The organism is Stenotrophomonas sp. 107298_Sma, assembly GCF_056480345.1.
The window spans coordinates 2,069,485-2,092,579 of the sequence record NZ_CM151094.1 but is presented as its reverse complement, the minus strand read 5'-3'; the positions used below and the strand labels follow the sequence as shown (position 1 = coordinate 2,092,579).

Here is a 23,095-nt window from a genome sequence, read left to right as displayed (position 1 = left end):
GCTCGACTCCTTGTCGACACTACAAAGATGTTCGACCCTACCACCTGCCGGTGAGCGGGGCCTGAAAGCGGCCTGACCGCGTTCATGCGGCCAGCACCGCCATCGACAGCAACTGTGCGCCGCTGCCGCCGGAACTGCAGGTCCAGACCCGCAGCAGGCGCAGTTTCAGCTCGCGCTCCTGGCCCTGCTCGCGCACCGACAAGCGCACGTCGCTGGACAGCAGCGCCAAGCGACCACACAGCAGCGTTTCCGTCATGCAGGACTGCAGGCCATGCACCTGCAGGCGGCCGCCCAGCCACTCGCGCAACCACGGCAGGTCGAGCATGCACCCACCCTGCCCGTCCATCATGAACAAGGCCGGCGATACCAGCGCGGTCAGCGCATCGTGATCATCGCCCAACAGCGCTTCGCACAGGCGCTGCTCCAGCGCCCTCAATTGCAGTTCATGCAGATCGTCAACGATGTTCCGTTCCATCCACGGATCCTTCCGGCGTCGGCCGGCGTCTGTGCAGGCGCTGCGCGATCCACTGCCGCGCGCCCTGCACCACTACATAGAAGACCGGCACGAAGAACACCGCCAGCACGGTCGCGCTGACCATGCCGCCGAACACGCCGGTCCCGATCGCCTGCTGGGTTTCCTTCGATGCGCCCTGCGCCAGCATCAGCGGCACCACGCCCAACGCGAACGCCAGCGAGGTCATCACGATCGGCCGCAGGCGCAGCCGTGCCGCCTCCAGCGCCGCTTCCACCAGGCCCCGGCCCTGCTGCTGCAGCTGGCGTGCGAACTCGACGATGAGGATCGCGTTCTTCGCCGACAGCCCGATCACAGTGATCATGCCGACCTTGAAGAACACGTCGTTGGGCATGCCGCGCAGCAACACCGCCACGACCGCACCGAGCAGGCCCAGCGGTACCACCAGCATCACCGCCAGCGGAATCGACCAGCTCTCGTACAGCGCCGCCAGCACCAGGAACACCACCAGCATCGACAGCAGCAACAGCCACGGCGCCTGTGCGCCGGATTCGCGCTCCTGCAGCGACTGGCTGGTCCATTGCAGGGCGAAGCCGGACGGCAGCTGCGTGGCCAGGCGCTCCATTTCCGCCATCGCCTGGCCGGTGGAAACACCGGATGCCGGTGCACCGGACAGGTTCAGCGCCGGGAAACCGAGATAGCGCTGCAGCTGCAGCGGTGCCTCGGTCCAGTGCGGGGTCACCAGCTCGGACAACGCCACCATGCCGCCTTCGCTGTTGCGCACATAGAGCTTCAGCACGTCCTCCAGTTCCATCCGGTGCGAGGCGTCGGCCTGCAGGATCACCTGCTGCAGCCGTCCCTTGTTGGGGAAGTCGTTGACGTACTGCGAGCCCATCGCTGCCGACAGCGTGCTGCTGATATCGGCGAAACCCACGCCCATCGCCTCGGCCTTGGCCCGATCGATGTCCAGCCGCACGCTGGTGCCGGCCGGCAGGCCATCGGCATGCACCTCCGACAGCAGCGGGCTGGCCTCGGCCAGTTTCAGCAGCCGCTGCAGGGCCGCGCGCAGCTCTGCCTGGCCCTGCCCGGTGCGCGCCTGCAGCGCCAGCGAGAAGCCGGACGAACGCCCCAGGCTGTCGATGGCCGGCGGCATCACGCTCATCACCTCGCCCTCGGCAATCGTCGCCATCGCCTTCTGCGCGGCCTCCACTTCGCCGGCTGCGGTGGCCCCTGCACGCTCGCCCCAGTCCTTCAGCATGGTATAGGTCAGTGCCGCGCTCGGGCCGGAACCGGAGAAGCTGTAGCCGAGGATCGACTGGTTGGAGCCGATGCCCGGGCGTGACGCCACATGCTGTTCGTAGGCTTCGACCACGGCCAGCGTGCGCTCGGCGGTGGCTTCCGCCGGCAGCTGGATCGATGTCATGAAATAGCCCTGGTCTTCTTCTGGCAGGAACGCACCCGGCAACCAGTGCAGGCCCAGCAGCAGTGCCACCACCAGTGCGGCGAACACGCCCATCACCCGCCCACTGCGCTGCAGCACCGAAGCCACGCCACGCTGGTAGCGCCCGGTCATTCTCTCGAAGCCACGATTGAAGGCACCAAACAGCCCGCCACGACCATGGTGGCCATGGGTGTTCGGGCGCAGCAGCGTCGCGCACAACGCCGGCGTCAGGCTCAACGCGAGCAGCGCCGAGAACAGGATCGACACCGCCATCGCCACGGTGAACTGACGGTAGATCGCGCCCACCGAGCCACTGGCCAAGGCCATCGGGATGAACACGGCGGTCAGCACCAGGGTGATGCCGATCACCGCACCGGTCAGCTCGCGCATCGCCTTGATGGTCGCCTCGCGCGGCGGCAGGCCTTCCTCGGTCATGATCCGCTCCACGCCCTCGACCACCACGATCGCGTCGTCGACGATGATGCCGATCGCCAGCACCATGCCGAACATGGTCAGCACGTTGATCGAGAAGCCCAGCGCCAGCATCACCGCGAAGGTGCCGAGCAGCGCGATCGGCGCGACCAGCGCCGGGATCAGCGTGTAGCGCCAGTTCTGCAGGAACAGGTACATCACCGCGAACACCAGCAGCATCGCTTCCAGCAGCGTCTGCACCACCTTCTGGATCGAGATCTTGACGAACGGCGCGGTGTCGAACGGAATGCTCGACTGCACGCCACGCGGCAGCAGCGGCGCCAGCTCGGCCATGCGCTCGCGCACCGCCGAGGCGGTCCGTACTGCGTTGGCTCCGGGGCGCAGCTGCACGCCGGCCGCCGTCGCCGGATGGCCGTCCTCGCGGGTGCCCCAGGCGTAGCTCTGCGCACCCAGCTCGATGCGGGCGACGTCACCCAGCAGCACGCGCGAACCATCGGCGCCGGCACGCAGCACGATCGCCGCGAACTGTTCCGGCGTGGACAGCTGGCCGTCGGCGCTGAGCGGCACGGTGATGCGCTGGCCTGGCACGCCCGGCGAATCACCGATGCGCCCTGGCGAGATCTCCAGGTTCTGCTGCTCGATGGCGCTGGCCACATCACCCATGGTCAGCCCGTAGCCGGTCAACCGGGTCGGGTCCAGCCACACCCGCATCGCCTGCTCGGCACCGAACAGCTGCACACGGCCGACGCCATCGATGCGCCGCAGCTCTTCGATGATGTTGCGCGCCATGAAGTCACCCAGCGCCGCCTCACTCACGCTCGCATCCGGCGAACGCAGGCCGACCAGCATCAGGAAGCCGGAATCGGCAGCCTCCACGAACAGGCCGTTCTGGCGCACGCTGCGCGGCAGGCGCGGCTCGATCGCCTTGATCCGGTTCTGCACGTCCACCTGCGCCAGCTCCGGATTGGTGCCAGGCTTGAACGTGGCGGTGATCGAGGCCTCACCGGAGGTATCCACCGACGATTCGAAGTACAGCAGGTGCTTGACGCTGGACAGCTCGCGCTCGATCAGGCCGACCACCGCATCGTTCAATGTCTGTGGGCTGGCGCCCGGGTAGCTGGCGTAGATGCTGACGCTGGGCGGCGCAACCGCCGGATAGCGTTCCACCGCAAGGCGCGGAATCGCCAGCACGCCGGCCAGGATGATGAAGATCGCCAGCACCCAGGCGAACACCGGGCGATCGATGAAGAAACGTGCCATGTTGGATTTTTCCTGGAAGGCTGGCCCGGAGCGGGCTCAGCCCTTGCTGCCGGCCTGCACCGCACCGGCGCCAGCGACCGGCATCCGCCAGTCGCGCGCATCGACCACCACGCCTTCCTGCAGGCGCTCCTGGCCCTCGACCACCACCTTCTCGCCCGCTTTCAGGCCCGTGCGCACCAGCCACTGGCGATCAACGCTGCCGTCGACCTCCAGCGTGCGGATCACTGCCTTGCCATCGCCACCGATCACCCAGGCGTACGCCTGGCCGCCAGCACTGCGCAGCACCGCCTGCTGCGGCACGGTCAATGCACTGGCCGGCGCGCCACGCGGCACCCGGGCACGCACATACATCCCGGGCAGCAACTGACGATCCGGGTTGTCGACCAGGATGCGGAGGATCACGTCACCGGTGCGCGCGTCGACGTTTATGCCGGAGAACAGCAGCTGTCCGCGCTCAGGCATCGGCTTGCCGGCGGCGCCGATGATGGTTACCGGCAACTCGCCGCCACCGGCGGCGCTGCGCTGCAGCGACTCCAGCTGCGCGGCGGGCTGGCGCACGTCGACGTAGACCTGGTCGATCTGCTGCACCACCGCCATCGGCTCGGTATCGGCCACGCCGACCAGCGCACCTTCGGTCACCAGCGCCTGGTCGATGCGGCCGGCAATCGGCGCGCTGACCGTCGCATAGCGCAGGTCCAGCTGCCGGCGGGAGAGGATCGCGCGCGCTTCGTTGACGGCGGCACGGGCCTGTTCGTACTCGGCACTGGCATCGTCGCGGTGCTGCTGGCTGACCGCCTGTGCGGCGGCCAGTGCCTGCAGGCGCTGCGACTGCACGCGGCTGCGGCCCAGTGCCGCCTCGCTGCGCTGCAGCGCGGCCAATGCCGAATCGACGTCGGCCTTGAACGCGGCCGGATCGATCTGGAACAGCGCCTCGCCGGCGCTGACTTCCGCGCCCTGGTCGAACAGCCGGCGTTGCACGATGCCGCCCACCTGGGCGCGGATCTGCGCGGTACGTACCGCGGCCACGCGGCCGGGCAGCTCGTCGTCACGCTGCACCACCTGCGGGCCGACAGTGACCACGCTGACGCGCGGTGCGGCTTCGGGCGTGGCGTCGGGAGAGGAACAGGCCGTCATGGCCAGGGCGAGGGCCGCGATCAACGCGACCGGAGTCCTGAAGGTTCTCATTGTTGTGCACAATGCCGCGCAGGCGGCTGATAGGTTCTGAAGCGTGCAGTCTGCGTGGCGATGATGGGGTTTCGATGGAGGAACTGTGGAGATACGATGGAGGCAAGCACCTTAAGGCCCCGCCCCCCGCATGCAAGCCTCCCCTGCCCTCGCCGCCCTCGTCCTGATCGTTGAGGATGAGGGCGAGATCGCCGACATTCTCACCGCCTACCTCGAACGCGAAGGACTGCGCACGCTCCGTGCCGCCGATGGCCACAGTGCGCTGGACCTGCATCGCAGCGCCCGCCCCGACCTGGTCCTGCTCGATGTGCAGCTGCCGCGCCTGGATGGATGGAGCGTGTTGACCCAGCTGCGCCAGCGCGGCGAGACGCCAGTGATAATGCTGACTGCACTGGACCAGGACCTGGACAAGCTGACCGCGCTGCGCATGGGCGCCGACGACTATGTGGTCAAGCCGTTCAATCCCGCCGAAGTGGCGGCGCGCGTGCGTGCCGTGCTGCGGCGTACGCTGCGCACCTCGCGCGTGGACGCACCCACCGCATTGCGCGTGGGCCCGCTGTTGATCGACTCGGCCACCCACGCCGTGCACGTGGAGGGTGACGGCTACAGCCACGAAGTGCTGCTCACGCTCACCGAGTTCAAGCTGCTGCACTGCATGGCGCTGGCGCCGACCCGCATCTTCAGCCGCAGCGAACTGATGCACGAATGCCTGCCGGAAAGCGAGGCGCTGGAGCGCACGGTCGACAGCCATGTCAGCAAGCTGCGCCGCAAGCTGGATGAAGTTGGCATGGTCAACGTTCCTGCCAGCGTGCGCGGTGTCGGCTACCGGTTGATGGCCGACCGCTGATGGCCCGACTGCGCCGCTCCGGGCTCAGCCGCCACATCATCGTTTCGATGTCGCTGATGGTGATCGGCGTCATCGTGATGATGATCCTGTCGTCTTGGCTGCTGTATGCAGTGCTGGTCGAATTCTTCCCCGGCACTACCGATGAGCCGGAAAGCTGGCTGCCGACCGGCCCCGAACTGGCATGGATGGTCGGCGTGATCCTGACTGGCCTTGCACTGGCCATCGCCGCCTCGTTCCGTCTTGCCCACCGCATCCTGTCACCGTTGAATTCACTGGTCGACAGCGTGCGCGCGCTCGCGGGCGGCGACCTCGGCGCGCGCGCCAGCGTCGAGGAAAACTCGCCGGGCGAAGTGGCCACCCTGGTCGAGGATTTCAATGCGATGGCGCGCCGCCTGCAGCACATGGAGAGCGAACGTTCGATGTGGCATGCGGCCATCGCCCATGAGCTGCGGACACCGGTGACGATCCTGCGCGGCCGCCTGCAAGGGTTGGCCGAAGGAGTCTTCCAGCCAGACGAATCCCAGTTCCGCAGCCTGCTTGCCCAGGTCGAAGGCCTTTCGCGCCTGATCGAAGATCTGCGCGTGCTGAGCCTGTCCGACAATGCACGGCTGGATGTACGCCGCGCGCGCACCGACGTAGTGGCCGAGGTGCATTCGGTGATGACCCTGGTCGACCCCCAGTTCCGCGCCGCCGGCTTCGTGCTGGAACTGGAAACCAGCCGCGAGGAGCACACCGCCCATTGCGATCCGACCCGGCTGCGCCAGGCATTGCTGGCACTGCTGGAGAACGCGCGCCGCTACGCCAGCCCGGGCAAGGTGCGGATTGCCGTGCACGACACGCCCGGCCATGTGCAGGTGGCGATCGAGGACGAGGGCCCGGGCATCGACCCGGCCTTGCATGCCGATATCTTCACCCCGTTCATGCGCGCCGATGGCTCGCGCTCACGCCAGGGCGGCGGCAGCGGGCTGGGTCTGGCGGTGGTCAAGGCCATCGCAGACGCGCACGGCGGCCGCGTCTACTGCTCGCCGGGCAGTGCCGGCGGCAGCCGTTTCGTCATCGAACTGCCGCGCCAGTAGCCGGTGCAGCGGCCTGTTCGCGCAGATGCGCGCCGAGCCTGGCCAGGTTGGCATCGATCGCATCCATCTCATCGCGTTGCTTCACCGGCAGCTGCTGACGCAGCTGCACGCGCAGCGCCTGCCACGCCGGTACTGCCTGTGCGCTGGCGGTGGACACGGCCTCGGTCAGCACCGCCTGTTCGTCAGCCAACGGCAGCCCGTAGCCAGCGTCCCGCAGCAGGGTGCCCGGCCGCAGCCATTGCCCGCTCTGCTCAAGCAGCCCACGAAGGCTGCGGGTTTCTGCGCTGTCGGGCGCGGCCAGCAACCGGCGCTTGAGCACGTCACGTGCGCGCAGCTCGGCACGCCGCTGTGCGGCCTGTTCCAGCAGCAGCAGGCCGGCGCTGGCGCGCAGGTCGCCCTTCAGCAACCACGGTGCCCGTTGCTGTGCAGGCAGCTTCAACCAGCCGCGTACATCACGTGCGGGCAATGCCAGCCGGGCTGCCGCCACGCCGAACAACTGCTGGTAGTGGTCGCGTGCCGAGGCGAAGTAGTAACCCTGCGCCTGTGCTGAATCGCGATCAGCCAGCACCTGCTCATCCAGTACCTGCAGCCGCGACAGCCGCCGCTTCAACCCACGCGGGCTGAGCTGGGCCAGGCCTGCCTCGCCCAACCTCGGCACGCCGGCCTGCAACAGCTTTGCGGTTTCCACCGCGCAGTTGTTGCTGACGAAGTAGTAGCGCCCGTCGTAGCTCCAGTGCACCTGTGCTGTGCGCTCAAGCAGGCTGGCGATCTCGCTGCGCTCCAACTGCAACGGCAGCGATTGCAACCCGCGCAGCTCGACCTTGGTGTACTCGTCCACAACCTGCTGCAGCGGAAGCACGAACAGCCGCGAGGGATAACCGCCGGTCAGCCCACGCCAGTTGGAAATCTGCACGTCACCGACGAACGCACGGAACGACAGTACCCGGTGGTACTCCAGGTCCAGGCGACAGTCCGGCCCCGGCGCACGGTCAGGCCGGCAGATCACCAACCGAAGCATGCTGTGGCCCCAGCGGCTCATCGGCTGGGCACTGCCTTCGGCAAACAGGTAATCCACTGCGTAGACGCGCGCCGGGTCAAGTTGCAGCAGCGATGCAGCGCCCTCTTCCGGTTCGGCCTGCAGCAACGGCATTGTCGTAGAGCAGTGCGGCTGAGGCAGCGAAGGCGGCGCTCCAAAATGCGCTTGGTACCACTGCGCCAGCGCCGGTCGCCGGCAGGCGAACTCACTGTCGAGCACGAAATGCTCGGCGTTCACCGCCAGATACTCGGCCGGACTTTTCAGTTCATAGGCATCCGGACTACGGTCACGGAAGTCGTTGTCGCCACGGCCGAGGTGCCACGGCTTGCGCTGCCACCCCGCCAGGTCCCGCCAACGCGCACTGCGCGACCAGTTCGCGCCACTGCGGTCGGCAACATGGGTCAGCTCGTGTACCAGCGCACTGCGGCGCGCACGGCGGGCGCCGGGCATGCCGTCATCCAGCAACTCGCGGCGCAGCGCGATCTGACCGGCGAAGGTTCGGCCGTGCACGTCATCCGGCAGGTCATCGCGCCAGGCCACCCGTACCTGCGCAGGCAAGGCGTGCAGCAGGCCTTGCGGCAACAGCGACTGCACGTCGGCCAGGGTCTGGCGGGCGAGCTGCTGCTGCGCCGGGTCGAGACCGGCAGGGTCCAGCTGCAGGCGGTCAGCGGCATATGCCGCGGGAATGCCCAGCCACGCCAATGCGACAAGCCACCCGCGTTTCGGTGGCGCCGGGCGATGCCCGGCGGCATTCAACACGGGTGTCATGCGGCCCGGATCAACGCGCCAGCAGGGTGCGGGCCAGTTCCAGGTCGCTCTGCTGCTGTGCGGCGGTGCTCTGCTCGCGCAGGTGGACCAGCGCCGCCTGCAGGCGGGCGCCACGGATCTGGCCGTCGCTGGCGACGAACGCAGCCGCATCGTCGCGCGCAGCCAGTACCACCTTGTCATCGCCCGAGCTGCTGCCCGACGAACCGGAGGACGCACCGGTGGCCGAGCCGGCCGAAGTGCCAGCGAAGCTGGAAGCGAAGCCGGCCAGCGGCAGGGACAGCAGGGCAAGCAGCAGAAGCGGACGGGTCATCGGTTCGAAGCCGGTTGTGAGAATGCGTGGAGCGTAACGGGTACGTGAAGGATTTGCCCGACTCAGAGGTCGAACAGCTTGCCGGGATTCAGCCGCGCTTGGGGATCGAACGCGCGTTTGACCGCCTTCATCAGCGCGATCTCAGCCGGCCCGCGGGTGCTGTCCAGGTAGCCCTTCTTGACCAGACCGATACCGTGCTCGGCCGAGATGCTGCCATCGAAGCGGGCCAGCACCTGTGCCAGCAGCTTGGTTACGTGCTCGCATTGCGCCACGAAATCAGCGTCACTGGTGTCGTCGGGTTTGAGCACATTGATATGCAGATTGCCGTCACCGATATGGCCGAACCAGACCACGTCGAAATGCGGATAGGCCTGCCCGATCAGCGCCTGGGTCTCGGCCAGGAACGCCGGCATCGCCGAGATCCGCACTGAAACGTCGTTCTTGTAGGGTTTGTAGCGCGCCAGCGATTCGGTGATGCCCTCGCGCAGGCGCCACAGCTGCGCGGCCTGGGCGTCGCTGGCACTGATCACGCCGTCGCTGACCCAGCCATTGCCCATGCAGTCCTCGAAGGCCGCCATCGCCGCCGCTTCCTGAGCCTCGTCGCCGGCCGCGAACTCGGTCACCACGTAATACGGGTGCACTTCGTCGAACGGCGCCTGTGCGCCATGTGCCAGCACGTGCTCCAGTGCCCGGTCGGTGAAGAACTCGAAGGCCTGCAGCTGCAGGCGCGCGCGGAACGCGGCGAATACCTGCATCAGCACGTCGAAGCTGGGCAGTGCCAACAGCATCACGTTGCTGGCCGGCGGAGGGTCGGTCAGCTTCACCGTCGCCTCGACGATCACACCCAGCGTGCCCTCCGAGCCGATCAGCAGCTGGCGGAAGTCATAGCCGCTGGAGTTCTTGATCAGGCCCTTGTTGAGCTCCAGCAGATCGCCGCTGGCAGTGACCACCTTCAGCCCGGCGATCCACTCGCGGGTGTTGCCGTAGCGGATCACGCGGATGCCACCAGCGTTGGTAGCGATGTTGCCGCCGATCGAGCACGAGCCGCGCGCGGCAAAATCCACCGGGTAGATCAGGCCGTGGTCCAGCGCGGCGTTGTGCACGGCTTCCAGCGGCATGCCGGCCTGCACTACCAGGGTGCGATCGACCGCGTCGTAGGCCAGCGCCTTGTTCATCCGTTCCAGGCTGAGCACCAGCTCGCCGTTGGCGGCCACCGCGCCACCCGAGAGGCCGGTGCGGCCACCGGACGGCACCACGGCCACGCCCTCTTCCATACTCCAGCGCATCACCGCCTGCACTTCTTCGACCGTGGCCGGCAGTGCGATCGCCAGCGGCGCCGGCGTCCAGCGCCGGGTCCAGTCGCGCCCGTAATGCTCCAGGTCGGCCGGGTCGGTCTTCAGCTTCAGGGCGGGACAGGCCTGTTGCAGCGAGGCAATGCGGGAATCGGTCATGACGGTCCAGCGCGGTGCGTGAAGAACGGGCAAGCGTGCCAGCGGCGCGCGCCAGCGTCCAGCCCTGCAGCGGCCCAGATAGCTACGGATGCAACCAATTGCGCACTGCACCATGGGCGACACGATCTGGCATAGTGGTCAGCCCCTGTCCCACTGGCCGTGTCGCCCCATGTCGCCGAAGAAGACCTCGTTCCCGAAGCAGGATATCCGCGTGCTGTTGCTGGAGGGGGTCAGCCAGACCGCCGTGGAGGTGTTCAGCGCCGCCGGCTACAGCCAGATCGAAGCGCACACCAAGGCGCTGCCCGAAGACGAACTGAAGGCGCGCATCGCCGAGGCACACATCGTCGGCATCCGCTCGCGCACCCAGCTCAGCGCCGAAGTGCTGGCCGAGGCCAAGCGTCTGATCGCGGTGGGCTGCTTCTGCATCGGCACCAACCAGGTCGACCTGGACGCGGCCGAACTGGCCGGCATCCCGGTGTTCAACGCGCCCTACTCCAACACCCGCAGCGTGGCCGAACTGGTGATCGCCGAGGCGATCATGCTGACACGTGGCATTCCGCAGAAGAATGCCGAATGCCACCGCGGCGGCTGGTCGAAGTCGGCCAGCGGCAGCCACGAAGTGCGCGGCAAGACCCTGGGCATCATCGGCTATGGCCACATCGGCACCCAGGTGGGTGTGCTGGCCGAATCGCTGGGCATGCAGGTGATCTTCCACGATGTGGAAACCAAGCTGTCACTGGGCAATGCCCGGGCCGCGGCCAGCCTCGACGACCTGCTGGCGCGCGCCGACATCGTCACCCTGCACGTGCCGGAGACCCCGTCCACGCAGTGGATGATCGGCAGCACCGAGCTGGCGAAGATGCGCAAGGGCGCGCACCTGATCAACGCCGCGCGCGGCACCGTGGTCGACATCGATGCGCTGGATGCAGCCCTGGCCAGCGGCCACCTCGGCGGCGCAGCGCTGGACGTGTTCCCGGTCGAACCGAAGGGCAACGGCGATATCTTCGAATCGCCGCTGACCCGCCACGACAACGTGATCCTGACTCCGCACGTGGGTGGCAGCACGCTGGAAGCACAGGACAACATCGGCATTGAAGTAGCGGCCAAGCTGGTGCGCTACAGCGACAACGGCAGCACCCTGTCGGCGGTCAACTTCCCGGAAGTGACCCTGCCCGAGCACGCCGATAGCCTGCGCCTGCTGCACATCCACCAGAACGTGCCGGGCGTGCTGTCCAAGGTCAACGAGATCTTCTCGCGCCACAACGTCAACATCGACGGCCAGTTCCTGCGCACCGACCCGAAGGTGGGCTACGTGGTGATCGATATCACCGCCAGCGAGGAACAGGCTGCTGCGGTGCGCGACGAGCTGGCCGCGATTCCGGGTACGCTGCGCACGCGCATCCTGTATTGACGCGGATCCCGCCGTGCACTTGTAGAGCCGAGCCCATGCTCGGCTGCGGTTCCGGCCCGCATTGAGCCGAGCATCGGCTCGGCTCTACAGGTTGCTAGCGCGCCAACCAGCGGCGCGCCATGCGCTGCATGGATTCATCCGATTGCGGATCGACCGCGACCTCATCGACCGACCGCCAGGCCAGGTCGAGTGACTCCTCGCTGAGCACGAAGACCTCGCCACCCAGCGCCCGGATCACGAAACGCACGTCGTAGTGCCAGTGCCCCGGCACGTCCTTGCGCTCCGGAATCCAATGCTTGTCGATATCGAAGATGGCCGGGTCTTCCAGCACCAGGCCGCTCAGGCCCGACTCCTCCTCGGCTTCCTTCAGCGCCACCTGAGCCAGGTCGCGGTCGCCGTCGGCGTGGCCGCCCAACTGCAGCCAGCGCTGCAGCTTGCGGTGGTGGGTCAGCAGCAGGCGCTGGCCATCGGCACTGACCAGCCAGCAGCTGGCGGTGAAGTGGCCAGCCAGCCGTTCACGACGGAACGGATCTTCCGGATCGTCCAACAATGTGCCGAATTCGGCAGCCAGTGCGTCGTGGGCGGGCTCGCGGCGGGCATAGTCCCGCAGCAGGCCACGCAGGCGATCGTCAAGCACGGCAAGGGTTTCGGCGGTCTGGCTCATGAATGGGCGGCGTTTGGAAAAATACTGCTCATTATCGCCGTTCATTGTTGCGATTGCGCTTGTGCGTTGGCTTCAGCTTTGGCTAAGGTACAGCGGGCCGTTCGCGCGGCCTTCACCATTCCAGGGTTGCCGGCAACGTATCGGCGGCCCACCCAATCCGATCACTAGGAAGTACTGCATGCTGAAAGCTCTGTTGAGGGTCAAGCCGGTTGAACCGGCCGGGCACGTCGATGCTGGCGAACCCATCGAAGGCAGCCTGGACGGCGAAGCCACGTTGAAACGGACCCTCACGGCTAAACACCTCATCCTGCTTGGCGTGGGTGCGGTGATCGGCGCAGGCATCTTCGTGCTGACCGGCCAGGCTGCGGCCAACCACGCCGGCCCGGCAGTGATGCTGTCGTTCGTCATCGCCGGTTTCGCGTGCGCCCTGGCGGGCCTGTGCTACGCCGAGTTCGCAGCGATGATGCCGGTCTCCGGCAGTGCCTACTCCTATTCCTATGCCACCCTCGGCGAAGGCATGGCCTGGTTCATCGGCTGGTGCCTTGTGCTGGAGTACCTGTTCGCCTCGGCCTCGGTCGCGGTGGGCTGGTCGGCGTACCTGATCAGCTTCATCACCACCACGTTGCACATGCCGTTCCCGGATGCGCTCAGCGCAGCTCCCATTACCTGGACCGGCAGCGAGTTCATCGCCTCGGGCAAGCTGTTCAACCTGCCGGCGGTGCTGATCGTCGCGGCGGTGTCCGGCCTGCTGTACGTGGGCGTGACCCAGTCGGCCTTCGTCAACGCGATCATCGTGGCGATCAAGGTCACCGTCATCTGCCTGTTCATCGGCATCGGCGCGGCCCACATCGATCCGGCCAACTGGCAACCGTTCATCCCGGAAAACACCGGCGTGGCGGGTGAGTTCGGCTGGAGCGGCGTGTTCCGTGCGGCAACGATCGTGTTCTTCGCCTACATCGGCTTCGATGCGGTCTCCACCGCCGCCGGCGAAACCAAGGACCCGCAGCGCAACATGCCGATCGGCCTGCTCGGCTCGCTGGCGGTATGCACCATTGTCTACATCATCGTCTGCGCGGTACTGACCGGCATGATGCCGTACCACCTGCTGGGCACCGACAAGCCGGTAGCCACCGCGCTGGAGCCCTACCCGACCCTGGCCTGGCTGAAGACGCTGGTCGAGATCGGTGCCATCGCCGGCCTGTCCTCGGTGGTGCTGGTGATGATGATGGGCCAGACCCGCATCGCCTACACCATCTCCCGCGACGGCCTGCTGCCGAAGTTCTTCGGCAAGGTACATGCCCGCTTCCGCACCCCGTACGTCGCCACCATCGTGGTCGGCGTGATCGCCGCCGCACTGGCCGGCCTGGTGCCGCTGAACGTGCTGGGCGAACTGGTGTCGATGGGTACCCTGCTGGCCTTCGCCACGGTCTGCATCGGCGTGCTGGTACTGCGCTATTCCAAGCCGGACCTGCACCGCCCGTTCCGCGTGCCGGCGGTGTGGATCATCTGCCCGCTCGGCGCGGCCACCTGCCTGTTCCTGTTCTGGCAGGCGTTCGTGGTGCATTGGCACCTGTTCGTTGGCTGGACCCTGCTCGGCCTGCTGATCTACCTGGGCTACGGCATCCGCAACAGCAAGCTGGCCAAGTCCTCCTGATCCGCCTACGGGCCGGCCCTGCGCCGGCCCGTCCGTTTTCCCCGCGCGCCCGTTGCGGCGCGCTTCGACAAGACCACCACACATGTTCAAGCAACTGTGGGCCACCAAGCACCCGCATGCCGCCCATGAAGACGCCAACGGCCTGAGCCTGCGCCGCCACCTCGGCCCGTGGGGCCTGACCGCCCTCGGCATCGGCGCGGTGATCGGCGGCGGCATTTTCGTCATCACCGGCCAGGCCGCCGCCAACCACGCCGGCCCGGCCATCATGCTGTCCTTCGTACTGGCGGCGATCTGCTGCGCCTTCTGCGCGCTGGCCTATGCCGAATTCGCCTCGATGGTGCCCGTCTCCGGCAGCGCCTACACCTATACCTACGCCACCTTCGGCGAGCTCTCTGCCTGGTTCATCGGCTGGATGCTGGTGCTCGAGTACGGCGTCTCCGCCTCGGCGGTGGCGGTCAGCTGGACGGGCTATTTCCTCAGCCTGCTCAGCCAGTTCGACATCCATCTACCGGCGGCGCTGGTCAGCGCGCCACTCGACGCGCAGCTGCGCCCGACCGGCGCGATCGCCAACCTGCCCGCCGCCGCACTGGTGCTGCTGCTGACCTGGCTGTGCTACGTCGGCATCAGCAAGTCCTCGGCGATGAACATGGCGATGGTCGTGCTCAAGACCGGCCTGATCGTGCTGGTCATCGTGGTGGGCTGGAAGTACGTGGACACCAGCAACTGGACCCCGTTCATCCCCGCCAACGAAGGCCCCGGCAAGTACGGCATGGAAGGCGTGCTGCGTGGTGCGGCGATGGTGTTCTTCGCCTACATCGGTTTCGAGGCGGTATCGGTGGCGGCGCAGGAGTCGAAGAACCCGCAGCGCGACATGCCGTTCGGCATGATGCTGTCGCTGGTGATCTGCACCGTGCTGTACATCGCGATGGCCGCAGTGATGACCGGCCTGGTGCCGTTCCAGCTGCTGGGCACCGACGAGCCGGTGGTGACCGCGGTGGCCGCGCATCCGCAGCTGGGCTGGTTGCGCTGGGTGGTCGAGGTAGGCGCACTGGTCGGCCTGTCCTCGGTGGTGCTGGTGATGATCATCGGCCAGCCGCGCATCTTCATGATCATGGGCCGCGACGGCCTGCTGCCGCCGGTGTTCACCAAGATCCACCCGAAGTACCGCACCCCGCACATCAACACCGTGATCACCGGCATCGGCATCGCCCTGCTGGCGGCGCTGTTCCCGCTGGACATCCTCGGTGAACTGACCTCGATGGGCACGCTGATCGCGTTCGCGGCGGTCTGCGCGGGCGTGCTGATCCTGCGCCGCACCCAGCCGGACCTGCCGCGTCCATTCCGCATGCCGATGGCGTGGCTGATCTGCAGCCTGGGCGTGCTGAGTTGTCTTGCCCTGCTGTCGGCGATGACGATGCACAACTGGATGCTGATGGGCGTGTGGACGTTCGTCGGCTTCGTGATCTACTTCTGCTACGGCTTCAGGCACAGCCGCCTGCGCGGGAAGTAAGGTTTTCTGCATTGCAGGGCCTGCGGCCCTGCACCCGCTGGGGCAACAGCAACAGCAACAGCGGGTCTGAAGGTTTGGCGGGGAGGGGTGAGATTGCGGGGGACGCTGCAAGTACGTCCCTGTAAGCTCGATCGCCGCATCCATGCGGCTCACGCCCCCGCAATCTCACCCCTCCCCGCCCCCGACAGCGTCCTGGCGCGTCCAGTAGATCCACGCCATGCGTGGATGAAGCGTTCCGGGAAATGAATGTTCGGGGACGAATCTGCTGTAGAGCGGAGCCAAGCTCCGCTCCGAGCAAGCGGGGCGAAGCGACCCGCTTCTGCCTTTCTTTCTTCAATCCGTGGCTGGCCGCACGGAATCTGTCCGTGGCCGGTCGGGTGGGCTGTGCAGGGGTGTCCGCGGCATGGATGCCGCGGCCAAGCCCCCAGGGATGGGTTCACGGCGTCCCCTGCACAGCCCACCCGACCGGCCAATCCATGGAATCTGCTTCTGGCACCCAGCCACGAGGGGCTCAGCCGTTGGCCGAATCCAGTAAAATCGCCGGCATGAACGCCCCCACCTTCCCGTACGACACCGCGCGCCTGAGCGAACTGGCCCAGCTGCTGATCGACAACGTCCGCGAACTGGCCCACGCCGGCTGGACCCCGGCCACCAGCAGCAACTTCTCCCACCGCCTGGACGACCGCCACGCCGCGATCACCGTCTCCGGCAAGGACAAGGGTCGCCTGATCGAGGACGACATCATGGTGGTGGACTTCGACGGCCAGGCCGTCGGCCGTCCGCTGCGCCCGTCTGCCGAGACGCTGCTGCACACCCAGTTGTATCGTCGCTTTCCCGAGATCGGCTGCGTACTGCACACCCACTCGCCGGTGCAGACCATCGCCTCGCGCCTGTACGCGCCGCAGGGCCACATCCGGGTCGAAGGCTACGAGCTGCTGAAGGCCTTCGCCGGCAACAGCACCCATGAGATGGCCATCGATATTCCGGTGTTCGCCAACACCCAGGACATGAACGTGCTTTCGAAGCAGGTCGATGACCTGCTCGACCGGCAGAACCTGTGGGGGTACCTGATCGACGGCCACGGCCTGTATGCCTGGGGCCGCGACATGGCCGAAGCGCGCCGGCACATGGAAGCCTTCGAGTTCCTGCTGCATTGCGAGCTGGAGCTGCGCAAGCTGCGCGGCTGAACCCGCGCGCAGGTGCAGATGCCGATCCGGAATCTGCACCTCGTGCCCACCCTGCTACCCTGTCTTCCCCCCGAGACGTTCAAGCTGCCGCCATGAGCCGACTGCGCATCTACGACGACACCCGCCCCGAATCGCCGCTGCTGGACACCCAGGACGGCGCGGTCATCGCTGCCGAACTGCAGAAGATCGGCGTCACCTTCGAACGCTGGCAGGCCACCGCGCCGGTCGCGCCGGGCGCCAGCCAGGATGAGGTGTTCGCTGCCTACCGCGCCGACATCGATCGACTGGTCGCCGAGCGTGGCTTCAAGAGCGTGGACGTGGCCTCGATCGCCCCGGACAACCCGAACCGCGCCGAGCTGCGCAAGAAGTTCCTCGACGAACACTTCCATAAGGAAGACGAGGTGCGCTTCTTCGTCGCAGGCTCCGGCCTGTTCACCCTGCACGTGGGCGACAAGGTCTACGAGATCGAGTGCGTGAAGGACGACCTGATCGCCGTACCCGATGGCACCACCCACTGGTTCGACATGGGCGATGAGCCGAGCTTCGTGGCGATCCGCTTCTTCACCGAGCCGGACGGCTGGGTCGGTCACTTCACCGGCACCGACATCGCGCAGAAATTCCCCCGTTACGTACCCACCCAGGCATCCTGATCCATGCAGCCCCGCGTCGTCCTGACCGATATCGAAGGCACCACCAGCAGCATCTCGTTCGTCAAGAACGTGCTGTTCCCCTATGCCCGCAAGGCCTTGCCCGCGTTCGTCGCCGAACACGGCCAGCAGCCGGAGGTGCGCCGCTGGCTGGATGCGGTGGCTACCGAGATCGGCGGTGCCTGCCAGGACGGTCTGGTAGCCGAGACGCTGCAGGGCTGGATCGACCAGGACCGCAAGCACACCGCACTGAAGGCGCTGCAGGGCCTGATCTGGAACGAAGGCTACCGCCGCGGCGACTACACCGCGCACTTCTACCCGGAAGTGGCGCCGGTGCTGAAGGGCTGGCACGCCTCCGGCCTGCCGCTGTACGTGTATTCCTCCGGCTCGGTGCCGGCGCAGAAGCTGTTCTTCGGCTTCAGCGACGCCGGTGACCTCAGCCCGCTGGTGTCGGGCTGGTTCGACACCGAAATCGGCGGCAAGCGTGAGGCCGACAGCTACCGCCGCATCGTGCAGGCCATTGGCGTGCCGGCCGGCGAGATCCTGTTCCTGTCAGATGTGGTCGAGGAACTGGACGCCGCCCGAGACGCCGGCCTGCAGACCCGCCTGATCGATCGCCTGGATGACTACCCGCTGCCGCGCACCGGCCAGGCCGCCAACGGCCACGAGCGCGTCGAGAACTTCCAGCAGATACTGCTGTAAGCAGGAAGGTGTGCGGACCCACGGTCCGCACCTACCCGACTCCGCTTCTGGTAGATGCCAACCTTGGTTGGCATGCTTCGGGTGTGCCAACCAAGGTTGGCACGTACCAGAACAGGATGCGCCGCCCTCAACGGTCGTTGAGGGTCTTCACCTTCAGCGCTTCGCGCAGGGCAGCCAGGTCCACCGGGCTGCGAACCGCAATGTCGCGGGTTTCGCCGGGCAGCAGTTCGAGCAGGTTGTCTTCCACCTGCACGTCCAATGCACCAAAGTCGATCCACGCCGAACGCACGTAGGCCGCGCTTTCCAATCGCAAACGATAGTGGTCGCCTTCAATGGACAGGCTGGCCTTGAGCTTCTGCCGCGGCAGGATCTGGTCCTTGGCTTCGACGAATCCGGCCACCTGGCGGGCACTCACCGCCCCGTTCTGCAGCAGCTCGAACACCGCCACGGTGCGCTTGGGGTCGGCACCGGCCAACAATTCGGCATCGCGGAAATCACCGATCGAGGTGACACCGGCAGCGGCCATCGTCACCGCTTCCTCGCGACGGCGCAGCACCTTGCCGTCCACGTCCATCACCCGCAGCCGCCAGCGCGCATCCAGCGCGGCCCCGTCATTGAGCAGGCGCACCCGCGTACTGCCCTCATCACGCAATGCCGCCAGCGTGACCGGCGCGAAGAAGCGCCGCGCGGCGAAGTGCAGCGCCTTCCAGCGACCGAAGTAGTCCACGCTGGACCATGAAGCACCTGGCCAGACGTCGTTGAGCTGCCAGTACAGCGAGCCCATCGTGTACGGACGCGAGGCGCGATGGTGCAGCGCCGCCAGTGCGATGCCATCGGCCTGCATCACCTGGCTCAGGTAGACGAAGTCCTCGAAGTCTTTCGGCGTGCCATAGCCCAATTCAATGTAGTGCAGCAAGCGGCTGTTGCCTTCGCCCGCCATGAACTTCTGGTGTGCGCGGATCACGGGGCTGTCGATGCGCTGTTCGGCGCGGGTGGCGATCTGGTCCACCGTCGCCACCGACGGCCATGCTTGCAGTCCATATTCGGACATGAAGCGCGGGGTCTCACGCAGGTAGGCCTGCACCGGCAGTGCCGGATTGCCCCAGACCTGCCAGTAGTGCTTGTCGCCGCGGGTGGAATCGTTCGCCTTTTCATCCAGGTCGTTGCTGGGCGAGCTGGACCAATACGGCACGCCCAGCCCTTCCTCACCCACTACCTGGCGCAGATCATTGCCGAACAGGTCGAGATAGCCCTGCCAGACCTTCGCCGCAAATGCCGGGTCGGCCGCCTTCAGGTCGCGGCCGTGGCCCCAGTCCTTCCAGGCGGTTTCTTCCTCGTTGTTGCCACACCACAGCACGATGCTCGGGTGATGGCGCAGCCGGCGCACGTTGTCGCGCGCCTCGGCCACCACGCTGGCACGGAAGGCCGGATCGTAGCCCGGCTGCATGCCGCCGCCGAACATGAAGTCCTGCCAGACCAGCAGGCCCAGCTCATCGGCGATGTCGAAGAATGCATCTTCCTCGTAGTAGCCGCCGCCCCAGTTGCGCAGCATGTTCATGTTGGCGTCGCGCGCGGCGGTCAGCACCTGGCGCAGTCGTGCGGCATCGACACGTGCGGGGAAGGCATCGAACGGAATCACGTTGGCGCCCTTGGCGAAGATGGGCGCGCCATTGATGACGAAAGCGAAGCCCTGCCCGCCCTTGCCGTCTTCCTCGCGGCGCAGTTCAACCGTGCGCAGGCCGATGCGCTGCTCGCGCGCCAGTGTTGCATCGGCGCCACCGTCCAGGCGAGCCTGCACCGTATAGCGGTCCTGCGCACCATGGCCCACCGGCCACCAGCGTCGCGGCGTGGCCAGCTCAACCGGCAGCTCAACCGTGTTCTGGCCGGGCTTCAGCAGCACCGTGCGTTGCACCTGGGCCACGCTGCGTCCGTGCGGATCGCGCACATCGACATTGACCACCGCAGAACCGGCAGCGCTGCCCTGCTCCACCTGCAGCAGCACCGCCAGCTTCGCCTGCTCCGCGCTCAATGCATCGGTACGCACGGCAAGATCGGTCAGGCGGTGCGCGTCCCAGGCCTGCAGTTCGACCCCGCGCCAGACGCCGGCGGTGACATAGCGCGGGCCCCAGTCCCAGCCGAAGTGATAGGCCGGCTTGCGCGCGAAGTTGCCGACCATCGCGTCTTTGGGCTCATCACCATAGGGTGAAGGATAGTTACCAGCAATCTTGTGCGGCATCGCCTGCACACCCGGCAGCAGGGTGCGGATCGGTGAACGGAACACGATCTGCAGTTCATTGTCCTTGGCGCGCAGGCGTCCCTCCACGCGCGCTCGCCAGGTACGGTGCGCATTGTCCGCGCGCAGCAGCGGCTTGCCGTTGAGCCTGACTTCGGCATAGGTGTCCAGCCCATCGAAGCGCAGCTCGGCATTGGGCTTGGCCAGCGTCGCCGCGTCCACGTCGAAGCGGGCGCGGTATTCCCAATCGGCCAGGCCGATCCATTGCAGCTCGGCCTCGGGTGCACCGACGTACGGATCGCGGATCAGCCCATGCGCCAGCAGGTCGGTGTGCACGCTGCCCGGCACCTTCGCGGCCCGCCATTGCTGCAGGCCCGGGTGGGCTGCACCCTGGGCGTCGCCGGGCAGCATGCGGAATTCCCACTGCGCCTGCAGCGGGGCTGCAGCCAACGGGAAGGAAATGGCTGCAATCAGCAGCAGGAGCAGACGGACAACGAGGGAAATGCGATGCACGTGATGCTCCTGTTTTCCGCCGGGCGCGGCCCGGCGCTACCGATTCCGATTCATCATGCGTACGGCGCTACGCGCCTCAACGCACGACGTTCAACACTTCGTAGCACGCACCCATGGTGTGGTAATCCACCTTGCCGGCCGGACTCTTCTCGTCGCTGTACTTGCGGTTGTCGGCATCGAGGATGCGGAACCAGGCGCCGTACTGGTGATCGACGAAGTGCTCCCAGGAGTACGCCCAGATGCGCTCGTACCACTGCCAGTAGCGATCATCACCGGTACGCTTGGCCATCAGCGCGGCGGTCGCCAGCGTCTCGGCCTGCACCCAGAAGTACTTGTCGTCGTCGCAGACGAAGCTGTCGCCGCCGATCGGCGCGCCATCCATGCCGGGCTGGCGGCGCGATTCGGGAGCGAAGCCGTAGTACAGGCCGCCCCGGGCGTCGTCCCAGCTGCGTGCGACGGCGACGTCGAACAGGTGCTGCGCGGTCGGCACCAGCCAGTCGGCCTGCACGTGACGATCGAGGATCAGCAGCAGCTTGGCCCACTCGGTCTGATGGCCGGGCTGGAAGCCCCACGGGCGGAACAGGTGCTTGGGGTCGTCCAGGTTGTAGTCCCAGTCGATTTCCCAGTTCACATCGTAATGTTCCCAGACCAGGCCACCGGCCTTGGCGGCCTGGCGGCGGGTCATGTTGTCGGCCAGCTGCAGCGCGCGCTCGACATAGCGCTGCTCGCCACTGGCCTCGAACGCCGCCAGCATCGCCTCGCACATGTGCATGTTGGCATTCTGGCCGCGGTAGCCGGTGAAGTTCCACTGGCCGTCAGCCTCGTCCTTGTACAGGCCGTGCTGCGGCTCCCAGAAGCGCGCTTCCAGCAGCTGCCAGGTCTCGTCCATCCACTCGCGGGCCTGCTCGACACCGGCCTTCAGTGCGCAGCTGTAGGCCAGCAGCACGAAGGCCACGCCGTAGCAGTGGTTCATGTCGTCCTCGACCTTGCCGTCGCGCAGGGTCCAGGCATAGCCGCCGGTGGCCGGGTTGCGGTGCACCTCGCGCAGGTAGCGCACGCCATGCTCGACGGCCTCCCTGTACTCGGCATTGCCGAACTCACGGTAGGCCATCGCGTAGTTGAAGACGAAACGGGTACTGCTCACCAGGTGGCGGTGGCTGGCATCGTAGATGCTGCCGTCATCGCGGAAGTAGTGGAAGAAGCCACCGTTCGGATCGATGCAGCGCGGATGGTAGAACGCCATCGTGTCGGCGATATGCGCGCGCAGGAACGCGGGCGAACGGAAATCGGGCGGGATGTTCATGCAGTAATGTCCTGTGCCTGCAGCAGCTGCTGCACTTCATCGAGCGAGGGCATCGCGGCGAACGCGCCCTTGCGGGTAACCGCCAGCGCACCCACGGCGGCGCCGAAGCGCAGCGTGGCGGCGATCGCGTCCGGGTCCTGGCAGAACGCGGCGAAACCCGCGCCCGCCCCACCGCGCTGCAGCAGGCCGACCAGCACGCCGCCGACGAAGGCATCACCGGCCGCCGTGGTGTCGACCGTAGCTACGCGGAAGCTGGTGACCATGCCGTGGTTGTCACGGGTGTACCAGTGCAGAGTGGCCGCACCATCGGTGACGATCACCCAGCGCGCCTGCGCGGCCAGCAGGCGACGCAGCACCAGCGCCTCGCCGTCATCGCCGAGCGGTGCTGCCAGGTAGTCCAGTTCCTCGCGCGACAGCTTGACCAGGTCGGCACGTTCCAGCGCCTGCCACAGGCGTGGCGTCGGATCCTCGTTCGCCGGCCACAGGGCCGGACGCAGGTTGAGGTCCAGGCTGACCACCGCACCGGCGGCGCGGGCGCGGTCCATCCCGGCGAAGGTCGCTTCGGCGATGGCCGGCTCGGTCAGGCTGTTGGAGCACACGTGGAAGCACTGTGTGCCGTCGAAGCACGCGGCCTGGAAGTCGCTGTCACGGAACAGCAGGTCGGCCGCCGGCGGGCGGTAGAAGCTGAAGCTGCGCTCGCCGCTGGCATCCAGCGCGACGAAGGCCAGCGCGGTCTTGGCCGCGTCGGTGCGCACGATGTAATCCGTGCCCACGCCGTGCTCGACCAGGCTGTCGGCGAGGAAGTCGCCGAACATGTCACGGCCCAGCATGCCGACGAACTGGGTCTTCGCGCCCAGCCGCGCAGCCGCTACCGCGACGTTGGCCGGCGCACCGCCGGCGTACTGCAGGAACGCGCGCGGCGTGTCGGCCGAGGCCGGCGGCTGCGCTAGTAGATCGATCAAAATTTCGCCGAAGCAGACAATGGCACCCATT

General features: G+C 67.0%; 18 protein-coding genes. 8 read left to right on the top strand and 10 right to left on the bottom strand.

Features of this window, described 5'->3' with window-relative positions; all coding sequences use genetic code 11:
• Positions 1-82 precede the first annotated feature (82 nt).
• The 3 genes from ACZK2G_RS09795 to ACZK2G_RS09785 are packed head-to-tail and all read right to left on the bottom strand — an operon-like array spanning position 83 to position 4,790.
• A complete protein-coding gene (locus ACZK2G_RS09795; protein WP_478475391.1) occupies positions 83-475 on the bottom strand; it encodes a nuclear transport factor 2 family protein in 393 nt (130 codons plus the stop codon).
• Positions 456-3,605: a multidrug efflux RND transporter permease subunit gene (locus tag ACZK2G_RS09790; RefSeq protein WP_046985645.1), complete on the bottom strand. Its 3,150-nt coding sequence runs from the start codon at positions 3,603-3,605 to the stop codon at positions 456-458. Before ACZK2G_RS09790 ends, ACZK2G_RS09795 begins: the two co-directional genes overlap by 20 nt.
• 36 nt (positions 3,606-3,641) lie before the next feature.
• Complete coding sequence (locus ACZK2G_RS09785) at positions 3,642-4,790, bottom strand: efflux RND transporter periplasmic adaptor subunit (RefSeq protein WP_136639670.1); 1,149 nt, start codon at positions 4,788-4,790, stop codon at positions 3,642-3,644.
• A gap of 130 nt (positions 4,791-4,920) precedes the next feature.
• Between ACZK2G_RS09785 and ACZK2G_RS09780 the strand changes: the two genes are divergently transcribed.
• Both ACZK2G_RS09780 and ACZK2G_RS09775 read left to right on the top strand, forming a co-directional pair.
• Entirely contained in the window at positions 4,921-5,637 is a 717-nt protein-coding gene (locus tag ACZK2G_RS09780; RefSeq protein WP_430766576.1) for a response regulator, read from the top strand.
• Positions 5,637-6,713 carry an ATP-binding protein gene (locus ACZK2G_RS09775; protein ID WP_046983722.1) on the top strand — a complete coding sequence of 359 codons (1,077 nt, stop codon included), beginning with the start codon at positions 5,637-5,639 and terminating at the stop codon, positions 6,711-6,713. The genes ACZK2G_RS09780 and ACZK2G_RS09775 overlap by 1 nt, the downstream gene beginning before the upstream one ends.
• Here ACZK2G_RS09775 and ACZK2G_RS09770 read toward each other — a convergent pair.
• The 3 genes from ACZK2G_RS09770 to ACZK2G_RS09760 all read right to left on the bottom strand — a co-directional run bounded on the left by ACZK2G_RS09770 (position 6,691) and on the right by ACZK2G_RS09760 (position 10,278).
• Positions 6,691-8,517 carry a DUF7844 domain-containing protein gene (locus ACZK2G_RS09770; protein WP_478475387.1) on the bottom strand — a complete coding sequence of 609 codons (1,827 nt, stop codon included), beginning with the start codon at positions 8,515-8,517 and terminating at the stop codon, positions 6,691-6,693. The genes ACZK2G_RS09775 and ACZK2G_RS09770 overlap by 23 nt on opposite strands.
• A 10-nt stretch (positions 8,518-8,527) precedes the next feature.
• Positions 8,528-8,827, bottom strand: coding sequence for a DUF2388 domain-containing protein (locus ACZK2G_RS09765; protein WP_046983720.1), 300 nt, complete (start codon positions 8,825-8,827; stop codon positions 8,528-8,530).
• A 62-nt stretch (positions 8,828-8,889) separates the two neighbouring features.
• On the bottom strand, positions 8,890-10,278 hold the full coding sequence (locus ACZK2G_RS09760; RefSeq protein ID WP_478475386.1) for an FAD-binding oxidoreductase: 1,389 nt from the start codon (positions 10,276-10,278) through the stop codon (positions 8,890-8,892).
• A 169-nt stretch (positions 10,279-10,447) separates the two neighbouring features.
• Here ACZK2G_RS09760 and serA point away from each other — a divergent pair, with 169 nt between their 5' ends.
• Positions 10,448-11,689: a phosphoglycerate dehydrogenase gene (gene serA / locus ACZK2G_RS09755; RefSeq protein WP_046983718.1), complete on the top strand. Its 1,242-nt coding sequence runs from the start codon at positions 10,448-10,450 to the stop codon at positions 11,687-11,689.
• Between the two features lie 94 nt (positions 11,690-11,783).
• Here serA and ACZK2G_RS09750 read toward each other — a convergent pair whose 3' ends face one another.
• The gene (locus ACZK2G_RS09750) at positions 11,784-12,398 is read right to left on the bottom strand and encodes an NUDIX hydrolase (protein WP_136639674.1); all 615 of its coding nucleotides are present in this window, start codon (positions 12,396-12,398) and stop codon (positions 11,784-11,786) included.
• 133 nt (positions 12,399-12,531) lie between these two features.
• Here ACZK2G_RS09750 and ACZK2G_RS09745 point away from each other — a divergent pair, with 133 nt between their 5' ends.
• From ACZK2G_RS09745 to mtnC, 5 genes are all read left to right on the top strand, one after another.
• The gene (locus ACZK2G_RS09745) at positions 12,532-14,007 is read left to right on the top strand and encodes an amino acid permease (RefSeq protein WP_478475384.1); all 1,476 of its coding nucleotides are present in this window, start codon (positions 12,532-12,534) and stop codon (positions 14,005-14,007) included.
• Between the two features lie 82 nt (positions 14,008-14,089).
• Positions 14,090-15,517 carry an amino acid permease gene (locus ACZK2G_RS09740; protein WP_032128776.1) on the top strand — a complete coding sequence of 476 codons (1,428 nt, stop codon included), beginning with the start codon at positions 14,090-14,092 and terminating at the stop codon, positions 15,515-15,517.
• A 545-nt stretch (positions 15,518-16,062) separates the two neighbouring features.
• Positions 16,063-16,704 (top strand): methylthioribulose 1-phosphate dehydratase, encoded by a 642-nt coding sequence (locus tag ACZK2G_RS09735; protein ID WP_136640002.1) that lies wholly within the window; start codon positions 16,063-16,065, stop codon positions 16,702-16,704.
• A gap of 92 nt (positions 16,705-16,796) precedes the next feature.
• The gene (locus ACZK2G_RS09730; RefSeq protein ID WP_094001930.1) at positions 16,797-17,354 is read left to right on the top strand and encodes a 1,2-dihydroxy-3-keto-5-methylthiopentene dioxygenase; all 558 of its coding nucleotides are present in this window, start codon (positions 16,797-16,799) and stop codon (positions 17,352-17,354) included.
• 3 nt (positions 17,355-17,357) lie between these two features.
• Positions 17,358-18,053 (top strand): acireductone synthase, encoded by a 696-nt coding sequence (mtnC, locus tag ACZK2G_RS09725; protein ID WP_478475383.1) that lies wholly within the window; start codon positions 17,358-17,360, stop codon positions 18,051-18,053.
• A gap of 127 nt (positions 18,054-18,180) precedes the next feature.
• Here the strand turns inward: mtnC and ACZK2G_RS09720 are convergent, their stop codons facing one another.
• The 3 genes from ACZK2G_RS09720 to ACZK2G_RS09710 form a co-directional block, all read right to left on the bottom strand.
• Positions 18,181-20,799, bottom strand: a complete 2,619-nt coding sequence (locus ACZK2G_RS09720; RefSeq protein ID WP_478475382.1) for a beta-mannosidase — start codon at positions 20,797-20,799, stop codon at positions 18,181-18,183.
• A gap of 76 nt (positions 20,800-20,875) precedes the next feature.
• The gene (locus ACZK2G_RS09715; RefSeq protein ID WP_197619624.1) at positions 20,876-22,102 is read right to left on the bottom strand and encodes an AGE family epimerase/isomerase; all 1,227 of its coding nucleotides are present in this window, start codon (positions 22,100-22,102) and stop codon (positions 20,876-20,878) included.
• Complete coding sequence (locus ACZK2G_RS09710) at positions 22,099-23,094, bottom strand: carbohydrate kinase family protein (protein WP_337303073.1); 996 nt, start codon at positions 23,092-23,094, stop codon at positions 22,099-22,101. Before ACZK2G_RS09710 ends, ACZK2G_RS09715 begins: the two co-directional genes overlap by 4 nt.
• Position 23,095 lies beyond the last annotated feature (1 nt).

What these genes read in the sequence shown, in the direction of transcription:
- ACZK2G_RS09795 (WP_478475391.1), bottom strand. Translation starts at nt 475, where the DNA reads ATGGAACGGAACATCGTTGACGATCTGCATGAACTGCAATTGAGGGCG.
- ACZK2G_RS09790 (WP_046985645.1), bottom strand. Translation starts at nt 3,605, where the DNA reads ATGGCACGTTTCTTCATCGATCGCCCGGTGTTCGCCTGGGTGCTGGCG.
- ACZK2G_RS09785 (WP_136639670.1), bottom strand. Translation starts at nt 4,790, where the DNA reads ATGAGAACCTTCAGGACTCCGGTCGCGTTGATCGCGGCCCTCGCCCTG.
- ACZK2G_RS09780 (WP_430766576.1), top strand. Translation starts at nt 4,921, where the DNA reads ATGCAAGCCTCCCCTGCCCTCGCCGCCCTCGTCCTGATCGTTGAGGAT.
- ACZK2G_RS09775 (WP_046983722.1), top strand. Translation starts at nt 5,637, where the DNA reads ATGGCCCGACTGCGCCGCTCCGGGCTCAGCCGCCACATCATCGTTTCG.
- ACZK2G_RS09770 (WP_478475387.1), bottom strand. Translation starts at nt 8,517, where the DNA reads ATGACACCCGTGTTGAATGCCGCCGGGCATCGCCCGGCGCCACCGAAA.
- ACZK2G_RS09765 (WP_046983720.1), bottom strand. Translation starts at nt 8,827, where the DNA reads ATGACCCGTCCGCTTCTGCTGCTTGCCCTGCTGTCCCTGCCGCTGGCC.
- ACZK2G_RS09760 (WP_478475386.1), bottom strand. Translation starts at nt 10,278, where the DNA reads ATGACCGATTCCCGCATTGCCTCGCTGCAACAGGCCTGTCCCGCCCTG.
- serA (WP_046983718.1), top strand. Translation starts at nt 10,448, where the DNA reads ATGTCGCCGAAGAAGACCTCGTTCCCGAAGCAGGATATCCGCGTGCTG.
- ACZK2G_RS09750 (WP_136639674.1), bottom strand. Translation starts at nt 12,398, where the DNA reads ATGAACGGCGATAATGAGCAGTATTTTTCCAAACGCCGCCCATTCATG.
- ACZK2G_RS09745 (WP_478475384.1), top strand. Translation starts at nt 12,532, where the DNA reads ATGCTGAAAGCTCTGTTGAGGGTCAAGCCGGTTGAACCGGCCGGGCAC.
- ACZK2G_RS09740 (WP_032128776.1), top strand. Translation starts at nt 14,090, where the DNA reads ATGTTCAAGCAACTGTGGGCCACCAAGCACCCGCATGCCGCCCATGAA.
- ACZK2G_RS09735 (WP_136640002.1), top strand. Translation starts at nt 16,063, where the DNA reads ATGAACGCCCCCACCTTCCCGTACGACACCGCGCGCCTGAGCGAACTG.
- ACZK2G_RS09730 (WP_094001930.1), top strand. Translation starts at nt 16,797, where the DNA reads ATGAGCCGACTGCGCATCTACGACGACACCCGCCCCGAATCGCCGCTG.
- mtnC (WP_478475383.1), top strand. Translation starts at nt 17,358, where the DNA reads ATGCAGCCCCGCGTCGTCCTGACCGATATCGAAGGCACCACCAGCAGC.
- ACZK2G_RS09715 (WP_197619624.1), bottom strand. Translation starts at nt 22,102, where the DNA reads ATGAACATCCCGCCCGATTTCCGTTCGCCCGCGTTCCTGCGCGCGCAT.
- ACZK2G_RS09710 (WP_337303073.1), bottom strand. Translation starts at nt 23,094, where the DNA reads ATGGGTGCCATTGTCTGCTTCGGCGAAATTTTGATCGATCTACTAGCG.